The sequence below is a fragment of the Pricia antarctica genome (assembly GCF_900101815.1).
GTDB classification, from domain to species: Bacteria; Bacteroidota; Bacteroidia; order Flavobacteriales; family Flavobacteriaceae; genus Pricia; species Pricia antarctica.
Genome location: NZ_FNAO01000002.1, coordinates 421,043 through 434,128 on the forward strand (window position 1 = coordinate 421,043; position 13,086 = coordinate 434,128).

Below are 13,086 nucleotides of genomic sequence, written 5' to 3' on the forward strand. Positions count from 1 at the left end.
TCCAAATTATGATACCTGAACAAATTTCCTATCCCAATTTTGAAGCAAATCAAGTGCTGTCAAGTGCGCACCTGAACGATTTATTTAAATATCTTGACGAGCAAGACCGCTTGACCCGTACCAATCTGATCGGTATCGGAATTGTCTGTGGTCTAGAGCCGTCGATAGCTGTCTCGGGAGACAGCATGCGCATTAGTAAGGGTTGCGGCGTTACCTCGGCCGGGTACATGGTCGTATGGGAAGATGCAGCGCCCTTGGAATGGGTTCGACCTTATGGGGTACCTGTCGAACTGCCGTATCGCGAATTTGAAAATCGGGCGACCGAACCACCTCAAGCTTTTCCCATGTGGGAACTGATCGCTGACCGAAACGATGATGCCACCGCAACTAGGTTATCTTCTGATTTTTTGACCGGAAATAACCAGCCTATAGGTAGCGATGATGAGAAAATACTGGTGTTGTTTTTGGAGTGTTTAGCGGAAAGTAACCGTAATTGTACGCCTAATTCGTGCAACGATAAAGGCACTACGGTCACCGCCAGCGTCAGGCCCCTGTTGATACGAAGAAGCGATATTGACTTGTTGCAAGCCCGTATTGAGGCTTTGGGACCCGAAGCCCAAGCCTATTTTACCATTGCCAATTCCACCAATGCACGGTATGGATTGCCTACCCTAAAACTTCCGCGGTACGATGTCTCCGCCACTATCCTAGGGAGCACTACCTCTGTCTTAACGGCTTTTCAAAGCACATTGAACGCAGCCTTGGTCAACTCCGTAACCACTGCCCTGAATGAAGCGTATACCGCCTTTCAACCCTTGTTGCCCGCTTTTCCGACGAATCCATTCCTGAATTTGGAGGGTTCATGGGCCTTTCTCCACGACGGAAGCATAGTAACCAACAATCTATATCTGTGGTATCAATACTATTACGATCATTTGGATACAGTTATTCAAGCTTACGACGAGTTCCGACTAAAGGGAATGGATGTGTTAGGGCTATGTTGCCCCGATAAACGATTGTTCCCAAGACATCTGATGTTGGGAAATGTCGGGGTAAATCCCGTAGATTACGCCTATCGGCATACTTTTGTCCCTTCCCCTATCCATTCCAGTCAAAATGGCGAGATGGAAGAACTCCGGTTGTTGTTCCGACGTCTGGTAGAACTGATTCTTGTTTTGGAACTGCCGCCCAATCTGAACCTGGTTCTCGGAGATGGTTCTAACCGTAGATTTGGTATGGACTTTCTAAGGGCTAACAATTTTAATAGACCCATTCGAATTACGCCGAGCCATTTAGGCAAACCACTGTCCCAAAAAGCGATACCCTACCACTATCGTCCCGTTCCACTCTATGAATATTGGAATTTTCATTTGAACAGACAGGGAAAGGCCAATGAAAATCTGGGCTTCCGCTCCCCAAGTTGGGATTTGGGAGTTCCGTTCGTAAGGTTTCCGCTTGCCTATGATTTAGAGCCATATAGCTTTCTTCGGATCGAGGGCCATATCGGTAGAAACTATCAAGACGTACTCGAAGATCTGATCCATCAAAAAGAGGTGAACAGGCTTCCTATTGATTTGGTAGCGGTAAAAACTGGGTATAACGAAGACAATATTCCGATGCCGGCCGAGGTCGAAGGCTGTCACTTTCAAGATTTGGAAGCGCTATATGCTGCCTTTCGGGAAGAGCTGCTTTGCCAAATCTGTGAACTTCTGAAACATCTGTACAACCTACCCTATCCGCCGGATAGCACACCCAGGACCAGGGTGCAACAGGCCCCGAGGTTGACCGCTTTGCGGCGTTGTGCGCCCGAGTTCCGATATTATACCGATACCTTGGGGGAATTTTACGAAAACCGTCTCAATTCGTTTGCGATATCACCCATTTTTAGCAACTTTTTCTTAGTGCCGGCCTATGTGAACTATGTTATTGGAATCATTCCAAGACTGAATAATCTATGGTTATCCCTCTCCGAAACTTTGAGTTCCTTTCGTTTTGATGATTTCCGGAATATTTACGGCCCGTTGCGCAGCTCGATCGAACCGGTCAATAGAAACCTGATTTTTATCACCAATGATGCGGACAAGGGTGAAAACAACGCCAACCTAGATCTTGAGGAACTTCAAGATCAACTGGACCATTTTCTTTATGCCTGCAAGCTGGAAACCTTTCAGCAGATCAAAAGTGAATATGAAAGACGGGTAGGAAATTTGAAGGAACGGTTGCTCTTATCGAATTTTGCACGCAAGCATGATGGATTACAGCATAAGGCAGGGGTGCCTTTGGGGGGTACGTTTGTCATGGTATACCATGGCGAAGATCAACAGGATGCTATGCCCAGGTTACCGGGTTTCTTTACCGTTAGGGGACAAGTTATTGATGAAAGTGGCCCCTTACCGGGCGTCAATATTGTAGTTGTGGGCACCTCAACGGGCACGATGACGGACTTTGACGGTAATTTTGTCCTGTTTAGGGTTAGTTTACCGGCCCGGCTTAGGATATCGTATATAGGATTTCCAGATCGACTAGTATGGGTTACCTCCAGCACATCTCCCTTACGGATCGACATGGGTTCCGACCAATCTGAAACAGGTTCGACAGGTCGTTTTAATGACATAGGTGTGGGTGTCGTTATCGCAGATTTCTACCTGCCTTATCTCTGCTGTTCCGATTGTGCCCCGATACAGTTTGTATTGCCCAAGGCACCGCCCACTTTCATCTGGGAACAGCAGGGTTGTACCGACGCTAAAGGAGGGGGGCTTGTGCTTATCACCGCAAACGGCGGAACCGCCCCTTATGAGTATAGTACGGACAGCGGTCAGAAATGGATAGCCCTTGGGGAAGATGCCATTTTCATGTTCGACGGGGCGCAGATACAAATACGCGATGCGGAGGGAACTGTATCGGTTCGCAGAACCGTACAGTTGACGCCACCCTTTGTGGTAAGCCAATTGGGCCCGGGGGAATGCAATCCGCAGGGCACTGAGTTTACCGTGGAATTTACCATCAGCGGTGGAAGGCCCCCCTATACACTGCTTACCGAAAATACGACTTCCACTGTTCAGGCCGGTCAAAATGGAACACTTACTTTACCCAGTAATCAAGGTGCCGAAGTGCGGGTTACAGACAGTAATGACCCCGCTTGTGAGCAACTGATTACGGTCGAGCCCGTAAACTGCCCTGAACCTTGCGGCCTTCCATGTAACGGGATTACCAGGGAACCAAGATATCCTTTTTGGATGCAACGCAATAGCAACGCAAACTTGGTATACCATGATGTGCAGCTGATCGTAACCAATTTTGAGTTATTCCTCGAGAATGGTGATACCCTTCCCTTAGATACCGGCCAATTGACGGAAATCTTAAATCCCGATAGGGATATTATCACCAATAATTTTTTGTTGTACTGGAACAGCGCTATATCCAAGGCCAACGATTTTATCCGTAAAGAATTAGGGGATAAGTTGGGTATTGACGAGACTCCGCTGAGGCTCACCTTGGTCCAAGATAGTTCACCGAATGTATCCACATTACGCATAGCGCATTTTGAATGTCATCGTTTTGAATTTAGCCTTGAAGTCCGGTTTACGACAGATAGCGGAAATTTTAAGCCTTCGTATACAAGGGTTTTCAGCTACAACCAGTTGGGAACGACCTTTACAGAGAATATAGAAAATATAGAAAAGCCACAATCCAATAAAGGCGTCCTGCCCGCATTCGATGTTATGCGAAGAGACCGCTGCAATCCTGACAGTAAAGAAATTCCTTTATGTAAGGAACCAAAAGAAACGACCCTAACTTTTGAAACTAATGGGGACCAGGTTTTTTTAGGCACGAAACCATCAGAAGACCTTCCCACACTTTGGATATTGGAACACGGCATTCCGGCCCTGTTCCTTGGCACTACCATGGAATCGGCGATAATGGGCAACACCACTTATGAAGCCAAGGTAATTGTCGTAGATCCCGATACTACCTGCGCGGCAATTGACGTTCGCGATGTGCGTATCGATATAATCATCTAATGATGCAAAGTCCACAACCCCATATCGTGTTAAGAACTACGGTCATTCTCGAAAAGGAAACGAGGGGCGGGCAGGGAAATCATCAAATACTTTTGGAGCGGTTGTCGGATTTGGCAAATGATTCGTTGCCCGCCCTCTTCAATGATAGCTTCAGTGCGGTAATACCCGACAATGAGATTTGGCGTATGGATCGGTTGACCTTGGAAGTTGACATAAATGACCTGTCGGAACTGGAGGAAACCATCAAGCTCCGATTACCTGGCTTGATAAAAGCGGCCGTTAGGAAAACTTCGTCCAAATCTGAAAACACCAAGCTGCGTTTACCAGCGGAAACCCTTGGCAATACGGATTTGATACTCCATTATCTGAAGACCGGAACCTTGTCATGGAACAGTCCGCATACCACTTCCATAATGGATGTTCACGAAGCATTTGACAAAAGCTTGGTGGCGAACCCAACCTTCGTGAGGCAACTGCAACACTTGTTTCTATCCAACGAAAAGGCGCTGGAACGCTTCCTCCTTTACTTTGAAACACCACAGCAGTGGCAACTTTATGAAGCGATTCGGAAGACCATTCCCGAAAAAAAAGGAGCTGATTATCCCGATGGGCTACAGCGATACGGGAAGATGCAAAAAAGAAGCCCGGCAACCGTGAAAGACTATTGGCGGCAACTATTAAAAAGCGTTTCGCATAAAGAAATATCGGGGATGCCCGATAATCCCGAAGCGTTCGATATCGGGGAAAAGTCCGAAGAAAGAGAGGAAGGGCAATCGGAAACTAAGGACCGGGCGATTTATTTGAATCATGCCGGTCTTATCTTTTTGCATCCGTTCATAGCGCGATTTTTAGAAAGTCTAGAACTCGTTCGGGAAAAGGCGATACTTCGGCCAGATAAAGCCGCCTGCGTTTTGCATAGTTTGGTTACTGGCACACCTCCCGAATCGGAATGGCAGTTGGTTTTATCCAAAGTACTCTTAGGGCTTTCCATGGATACCCCATTAAAGCTTGAGCCTGTTTCCAAGAACCAGCTAGAAAGCGGGACTGAAATGATACAGGCCGCCATCGGGCACTGGTCAGCACTTGGTAATGTATCGATAAAGGGTTTTAGGGAAAGTTTTTTACAACGGCCGGGAAGACTTACTCCCATTAAAGAAGGTTGGCTGCTGGAACTCGAAAAGGCACCTTACGATATGCTGATGGGTCAACTGCCATGGCAAATGAGCTACATCCAACTACCTTGGATGAAGACCTGTATACGGATGAATATTTAAGTATAGGGATGAAAACTACCGCGGATAAAACGACACATCATACCCATTTAGATGCCCATAGGCATGGAGATCAAGATGGGGCGGTAGCGACCATGTTCATTCCACCCACAGTACAGACGAAGCTTACCGTAAATACTCCGGGAGACCCTTTTGAACAGGAAGCGGATACCATGGCCAATCGCGTAATGGCTGGATCCGCCAACACTCAAATGGAGGAAGGCAAGCGTGTGCGTTTGCAGGAGGAAGAAGAGGAAGAAAAAATCCAGCGTTCGGAAGAAGAGGAGGAGGAAACCTTGCAACGTATGGAAGAGGAGGAGGAAACTGTTCAGCGTACGGAGGATGAAGAAGAGGAAAAGGTTCAGCGTAAAGAGGAGGAGGAAGTTCAGCGTAAAGAGGAAGAAAACGAGGTACAGCGCAAGGGGGAAGAAGACAAAGAAGGTGAGTTACAGCGTGTAGAGGAAGAACCGGTGCAGCGTTCTGAAAATTGGTCAACCCATCATGGGGGTACAACAGCACCTTCTATCGTGTCGGAAGTGGTATCCTCGTCGGGTCAAATCATGGACAAGGGTACCCAGGGCACCATGGAAAACAGTTTCGGCACCGATTTTTCCAGTGTCCGGATACACAATGACGATAAGGCCCAAACGTCGGCAAAGTCCATCTCGGCACAAGCGTATACCTATGGTTCCCATATTGTATTTGCCCGGGGAAAATACGAACCTCATACCTCCTCTGGAAAGCATTTACTCGCTCACGAACTTACGCATGTAATGCAGCAAGGAGCAGCTGTGAAAAGAAGGGTCGACCCGGATGCCAGTACTGTAAATGGCCACGCTGCTACCGTTGATATTGCCACTGCCGAGTCTCCTACCGCCCTAGTGCCCGTACCCGATTCTGAAGTGGCGCCTGCATCTTCTCCCGAAGCCGGTTTGGAGAACGTGCCGGCCGCCGAAGGTGGGCCCTTGCCGACCCAAATCGAATTGGAACCCATAATGCCACCTCCTCCCGAAAGCTTGAATCCGGAAGCTCAAAGCAGGTTGAATCGGGCACAGAACAATGCGGGTACCGCGGCCTCGAACAATGCGGAATTGCCGCCGGCCAGTGAACTTGCCGATGAGGCCCGGGGCGGGGTCACCGAACCAATTTCGGAAACAGAGGGTAGGGCAAGTGGGCAGTTGACCGCTGCATTGAACCAGCGAGTGGCGCCGAGCCCTGAAATCGAGGAACTATGTGATAACATCCGACGGGTCATCCGTGAGAAACGTCCACCCGATGAAGATTCGCTCTTACAGGCAGATCCGGAAGAGGCCGCAAATGAGGCGGGGAGCCAACTGAATGAAAACATTGATTCCGATGTGGATCGTGTAGATAGTGAATACGACGAATTGGATGAATCCCCTACCGGCGAAACCGAGCAAATAGGCGATACTGTTGAACTGCCCCCTGAAGAGGTAGGGGAACCGAATATCAATGCCCAAGGCGCTGCCCCGGATCCCCTTACCGAAGATGAGGTTTCTTTGGAAGCGGATGTAGCCGCTTCTGCTGAACAGATGCAGCAAGCCGGAATGATAACCCCTGTAACCGAAGTGATTCCAGATGGTCCGATAGCGGAAGCGCGGGCGGTTCACGGGGAGCTGGAGGAAACGGCTGCGGAAGATCCCGCTTTGGTACTCTTGGAACAAGAGGAAGCTTTGGGCAATGCCCGTACCGATATGGAAGCCCTTCAGCAAAGGGCATTACTGGCCTTGGAGAATGCTAGGGCAGGCAGTGTGCGTGATTCCGGTACCCAGCAAACAGACATGGTCGAAAGTGAAACCGATCAGCGCGATGCCTTGGGAATCAGGGCAGAGGAACTATTTACAGGCGCCCAGCAACAGGTGAACGATTTGTTGACCCCACTGACGGAGACGGCCATGAACATGTGGGAAACGGGTAAGACAAGAATCGCCACAGAGTTTGAACAACATTTGGCGCGGGTACAGCGGTGGGTAGACGACAGGCACTCAGGTTTTGGTGGCGGTATTACAGAGCTATGGGACGATCTTACCGGCTTGCCGGATTGGGTGACCGATAACTACAATGATGCCGAAGAAACCTTTGGCGATGCTATTTGTGCGCTTATCAGGGAGATTTCAATCTATGTGAATGGCATTGTAGTTACCTGTGAAGAAATTATCACTTTGGCCAATACTGCCATCAACTCGCTTTTCGATAATGCCCCGGAAGAATTAAGGGAATGGGCCGAAACCGAAAAACTGCGTTTTCAAGGTCGTTTAGACGGGTTACGGGAAGAAGTCACCAATACCCAACAGCACTTTAACCGTGATCTGGCCAATCGTGCTTCGCAGGCCGTTCAGGAAGTGCGGGAAAAAGTACATGCGCTAAGGGAGGCGGCAAAAGGCCTATTGGGTAAAATCGCTGATGCCATAATCGAATTTTTGGAAGATCCGATTCGGGCGATTATCAATGGCTTATTGCGATTGGTAGGTATAGAACCTGCTGCTTTTTGGGCGTTGATTGCCCGTATTGAACAGGTCATTTCCGATATTGCCAATGATCCGCTGGGTTTTGCATCGAACCTTCTTGCCGCCATTGGGGCCGGTTTTCAGAAATTCTTCGATAATTTCTTCAATCACTTGTTCGAGGGCTTTATCAGCTGGATTTTTTCCGGCCTGGGTGCTGTCGGGGTAGAAATACCTCCGGATTTCTCCCTAAAAAGTATCATCACCTTCTTTCTTCAATTGATGGGAATTACCTGGGAACGGATTCGAATGCTACTGGCAAGACATATAGGGGAAGAAAATGTTGCCTTGTTAGAACAGGCTTATGAAATTATAAGCGATCTGATCGAACTGGGACCTCAGGGCGTCTTTGAATTGATTAAGGAAAAGCTCGATCCAAGGCAAATCTTGGATCAGGTCATCGAAATGGCCGTTAACTTTGTCATTGAAACTTTAGTCACCCAAGCGACCATACGCATTGTGGCCCTTTTTAATCCCGTAGGTGCCATTGCTCAAGCCATTGAGGCCATTTACAAAGTCTTGAAATGGATATTCGAAAATGCGGCTCGGATTTTTACTTTGGTGGAAACTGTGGTCAATGGCATTGCAGACATCATTGCCGGCAACATTGCAGGAATGGCGACAGCGGTCGAAAGTGCGTTGAAACAATTACTGGTTCCCGTAATCGATTTTGTAGCCAGCTTTATGGGTCTTGGAGATCTGCCGGAGAAAGTGGCCGAAATGGTCAAGGGGTTACAAGATTGGGTAGAAGGTATCTTGGATACGGTCATCGGTTTTTTGGCAACCCAAGCACGGAATCTTTTGTCGGCCTTGGGAATTAGTGAAGATGCCGACCCAGAGGCGGAGGAGGAAGCGGCTGCGGAGTTGGAGGATACGGAGGTAGGGGAAGTAGTGCAGTTCAATGCACTGGGAGAACATCATCGTCTTTGGATCGACACGGATGGAAGTAGTCCTAAAGTAATGATGGCCAGTAATGTGACAGAGGTGGATACAGTATTAAAAGAATTGGATGTTAAGGCAGAGAATGGAACGGAAGAAGATGCACCAGAAAAAGTTGATGAAGCGCAAACTTCTTTACAAGCTGTTATAGATAATTCAACTGAAGCCCAAGAAGCGATTCAAAATGCACAAGATGAGCAACCTCAAGAAGGAGAAGTAGAAGCGGCCGAAAACGCAGATAATGAACTAGAAGCGCAGGAACATGTTTTGGCGAACAATCTGGCCGATGCGATACAAGCTACTGAGGAACCTCCGTTACCAGAGACCTGGGAAGTTACCCCCGACGGATTTCCAAATAGCACGGCCGACACTGTAGAAGTAAAAAAGGTTGTGGCGGGAAACCATCCTGATGGTAGCACCCCTGGAGCTGGCACTCTTGCCGATGCGTGGGAGGTCATCTCGAATTTTGGTTTAAATGCTGGAGCTACCTGGGTTAGGTTTCATATATTTAATCATAATATTGGCGGGGCGGGCCGTGATTCTAATTTAATCCCCACCCCAAGATATGTGAACAACAACTACCGAAGTTTTGAGACGCCTATGAAGAATTACCACGATACGGAGGTTCCAGTATGGTTCTTGGGGATGGCTACCTATTATTCCGATAATCCCCTTTTTGTGCAAGAGTTCAGTGCGGTCGGAGGTGGAATGAAATATGAAAATGGTGATTGGGTAGAAGATTCTGATAAGGAAATTTCCGAATTCAGGGATTCTCCTGGATTTCCTGAACCTTTGAAAATAGCAATCAATTCGATTTTAACCGATGATATGTTAATGTGGAATACTGTTAGCAATTTGACCCCATTATCAATAAATATTTTAACAACGCTCAAAGATAATATACCAGGAGGTGGGTACACTAGTAATGAACAACTACAAACTATCTTACAGCAAAACTTAAGCGATGGTTCGTATAAAACGCAAATCCTAACCGCGATGAGTCAATTTGAATCTTCGCAAATGTTTACATTTAACTAGAACAAATGGCAAATCATTTCATCGCAAATCTAAAAGAGGCAATTAAACAGGACCCTACCATTGAATTACTGCATTTTCAGACCTTTAAAGGGCTCGATATAGATGAAATCGATGATTTATGTAAATATAACGTTCGCAGATTAACAAAGGATTTAATTTCTTTTTATCAAGCTAGTAACGGTCTTCAGGTGTGTTGGATATCAAAAGAAAACAGCTCTTATGAACAACTGAAATTGGATTGGAAATATACTGAGGACTGGTGGAAATGGAAAAAAGAGTATTACTACTATGATGGAATAATACAAATTCTCCCTTTGTCGGAATTATTTGGCCAAGCGGCTAAATTTAAATGGTGGTTCGAAAATGAGGTTGATTTTTCAGTAGAATTTTTGGGTCGAAAGACCAATAGCTTGAGTGTAAAAAAACGATCTTTGCTATTCGATGTGTATGATATTTTCTATTCATCGGCTTTGTATTGGCCCACTAAGACTGCGCAACCAATAGTGTTATTTTTAGAAGACCATGAGGCCGATTTTTTTTCGTCCTCCCCAGTTACAAGTTCTGAATATTTTAGTATGCTTTTAGAAACAAAAGGGTCAATAGCTGCCCGAATAAGAAAATGACTAAAATGATAGGCGATGTGACTAATAAACAATTACCAGTGAATGTTTTTTCTCTGTTATTGGCACACCTTAAAACATTAATCGAAGCCAGACTTGAGATACTACTTGAAAAAAAAAATGATGTACAACCGCCTGACCTTTCCATACCCAAAGGGTATATACCTTTGGATTTATTTTTTGAAAATTACAATCCGGATTTTCAGGAAGTCACAACCCTTAGTCTTGCCCTTGCCCCCCATATCCAAACCGATTTCTTCGACAACATCCTAAAAGAACATTTCCCAGACGGAAATCAGTTTCCGGCTTTTGGGGGCGTACGGGGGAAAAACCATCGCGGTATTCTACCAACTGGGGAAACGGCCCAGTTTATTATTGCGGGCAATGACTTGGCCAAAAGAATTGCGGTGCAGAGCCTCTTCGGTCCCGAACATTGGTTTGCGACCGACAGCATTCTTAGGCTCGAAACCGTTCCGACGGGAGAACCGGTGATGAGCGGCCGGCTTATCCTAGACCCGGAATGGTTGGAGCGAATCATCACCGGCACCGTTTCCCTGCCCCGTTTTAGCCCCAGCTTTCCTGCGGAACAGCTACAGAACGCTTTGGAGTGGGAAGATTTGGTCTTGCCGCAGAGTACGCTGAAACAAGTACGGGAGCTTCTGACCTGGATCGAGCATCGTGAGGCAATACAGGGCCACGAGGCCTTGCAAAAGCATTTGAAACCGGGATATCGGGTATTGTTTCACGGTCCTCCGGGAACGGGAAAGACCCTTACTGCCAGCCTACTGGGGAAGGCAGCGCAACGCCCTGTTTTTCGGGTCGATCTTTCCATGGTCGTTTCAAAATATATCGGGGAGACCGAAAAAAACTTGGCCAACCTTTTTGACAAGGCCGCCAACAAAGATTGGATCCTCTTTTTTGATGAAGCGGACGCCCTTTTCGGAAAGCGTACGGAGATTCGGGACGCCCGTGACAAATTTGCCAATCAGGAATCCGCATTTCTATTACAAAAAGTAGAGTCTTTTCCCGGCTTGGTCATCTTGGCCTCCAATTTTAAAAATAATATGGACGAGGCCTTTGCGCGCCGGTTTCAGTCCATTGTATATTTTCCTTCTCCCGATGCCGAACACCGTTTACTGCTTTGGCAAAGTATCATCCCCAAACAGTTAAAACTGGACAAGGGAATCGACTTGAAGAAAATTGCGGACACCTATGGATTTAGTGGTTCCAATATCGTAAATATTGTACACTATTGTAGCCTCCAGGTACTGTCCGATGGTTCAAAAATGCTGGGTGCGGACTTGCTTACGGAAGGTATTCGTAGGGAATATCGTAAGGAAGAGCGATTGTCATAACAGCGAAAGCCACATCTCACCACATCATCACCCCAGTGTCCCCAGTGGAATACTGCGAATACATCCGTATGCGCAATACATATTTTCTGTCCGGGTAGAGCCGTGGCTCGATTCTGGAATTCAGGCTGGTACCGCTGTCGTCATCGCCGGCAAGATAGCGAAGTTCGCCGTCGACTTCCTCGAACAGTACCATTACGGTGTCCGATCGGCCGAAGGTCTGTAGGGTGTAGGTACGGGTGGCATCCGGTTTTACGTCATAGTTCTTTTGCGCCGCGGGTTCCAGGGAGAGCATTTTAAGGTTAAAAGGTTCCAAGGTTTCATATTGCGCGGGTTTTATTGGCGGATAGAAGCGTTTTACTTCCTCCATATCGATATTCGACAGGCCAAGCTCTGGGGTCAGGCCTCCCGCATATTCGGGGGGACTGATAATAAGTCCTGGGCCGAAGCCGTAGTGCATCACGGAATTGGGGTCCCAGTCCGATCCTTCAACCTCGGCCTGGGGTAATTTGCGGAGTACGTTGTGAAAGGTTGATTCGTGTGACCAGTTGTTCGGCGGGCCGCCGAAATAGTCGTATACCGCCTGCTCGTCCCAAACGATGCCGGAGTTCGGGTTCTGGTGCTCGTGCGGAAAACCGAGGGCATGGCCGATCTCGTGTACCGGGGTATCGACGCCTCGGGGATCCTGGGTAAGGTCCCATCCGAAATTCATGGTGCGCTCGAACTGCCCTGGAATGTCAATATTGTCACGGCCTACGTAAGACCATGAACTGCCGTCTCTTAGAAATCCGATACGGATCTCGGCTTCTGCAATCTCGTTTACTTGTTCGAAAGCGATTCCTATGCCCACGTCTTCCCATACTTTGAACGCTTCCTTTACCAAGTTGACATTGGAGGTAATGCCGACGAACGGACCCTCGTTAAAAATAAAATAGCGCAGTTTTGTACCGTTGACCCATTTCCGGTCGCTAAGGAGTATGAGCATCTCACGAAACGGGGATACATCGGGATCAAACTGTCTTTGGGGCACTTCGGGTAGGCTACAAAAATGCATAGTGCCGTTTTTTCCCTCCTGAAGTGCGGTTGCTTTTGTTTTTTTGGTCTGGGCGGTTTCCAATTTTTCCATGCGCTCGGCCAACTCCGTTACCTGTGCTGAAACTGTTTTTGCTTTTTTTGCCATGATCTTATTTTTACTGGACGATTTTTGCCTCTGAAGGGGAGTTAGGTTGTTTCCTATAAAAATAATAGAACTTACATAGTTTATAATTTGATTATGTGTGATTTGTAGGATTTATTGTATGTATGGTATTTTTTTGTTA

Annotated in this window: 6 protein-coding genes; 5 read left to right on the forward strand and 1 reads right to left on the reverse strand. The window is 47.2% G+C overall.

Going from position 1 to position 13,086, the window contains the following annotated elements:
- Positions 1–8: 8 nt before the first annotated feature.
- From BLT07_RS21310 to BLT07_RS04710, 5 genes are read left to right on the forward strand one after another with little or no spacing between them, the layout of a single operon-like run.
- Positions 9–4,022, forward strand: a complete 4,014-nt coding sequence (locus tag BLT07_RS21310) for a carboxypeptidase-like regulatory domain-containing protein (RefSeq protein ID WP_245726449.1) — start codon at positions 9–11, stop codon at positions 4,020–4,022.
- Complete coding sequence (locus BLT07_RS04695; protein ID WP_139205104.1) at positions 4,022–5,296, forward strand: contractile injection system tape measure protein; 1,275 nt, start codon at positions 4,022–4,024, stop codon at positions 5,294–5,296. The genes BLT07_RS21310 and BLT07_RS04695 overlap by 1 nt, the downstream gene beginning before the upstream one ends.
- On the forward strand, positions 5,236–9,795 hold the full coding sequence (locus BLT07_RS04700; protein WP_091866270.1) for an eCIS core domain-containing protein: 4,560 nt from the start codon (positions 5,236–5,238) through the stop codon (positions 9,793–9,795). The genes BLT07_RS04695 and BLT07_RS04700 overlap by 61 nt, the downstream gene beginning before the upstream one ends.
- Positions 9,796–9,800: 5 nt before the next feature.
- On the forward strand, positions 9,801–10,418 hold the full coding sequence (locus BLT07_RS04705) for a hypothetical protein (RefSeq protein WP_091866273.1): 618 nt from the start codon (positions 9,801–9,803) through the stop codon (positions 10,416–10,418).
- 38 nt (positions 10,419–10,456) lie between these two features.
- Positions 10,457–11,770 carry an ATP-binding protein gene (locus BLT07_RS04710; RefSeq protein WP_217633290.1) on the forward strand — a complete coding sequence of 438 codons (1,314 nt, stop codon included), beginning with the start codon at positions 10,457–10,459 and terminating at the stop codon, positions 11,768–11,770.
- A gap of 16 nt (positions 11,771–11,786) precedes the next feature.
- On the opposite strand, the gene BLT07_RS04715 is transcribed toward BLT07_RS04710, so the two are convergent.
- Positions 11,787–12,947: a matrixin family metalloprotease gene (locus tag BLT07_RS04715; RefSeq protein WP_091866275.1), complete on the reverse strand. Its 1,161-nt coding sequence runs from the start codon at positions 12,945–12,947 to the stop codon at positions 11,787–11,789.
- Positions 12,948–13,086: the final 139 nt, after the last annotated feature.

Bases quoted from the DNA above. Each gene is read 5' to 3' on its own strand.
- BLT07_RS21310 (WP_245726449.1), top strand. From the start codon at position 9: ATGATACCTGAACAAATTTCCTATCCCAATTTTGAAGCAAATCAAGTG.
- BLT07_RS04695 (WP_139205104.1), top strand. From the start codon at position 4,022: ATGATGCAAAGTCCACAACCCCATATCGTGTTAAGAACTACGGTCATT.
- BLT07_RS04700 (WP_091866270.1), top strand. From the start codon at position 5,236: ATGGCAAATGAGCTACATCCAACTACCTTGGATGAAGACCTGTATACG.
- BLT07_RS04705 (WP_091866273.1), top strand. From the start codon at position 9,801: ATGGCAAATCATTTCATCGCAAATCTAAAAGAGGCAATTAAACAGGAC.
- BLT07_RS04715 (WP_091866275.1), bottom strand. From the start codon at position 12,947: ATGGCAAAAAAAGCAAAAACAGTTTCAGCACAGGTAACGGAGTTGGCC.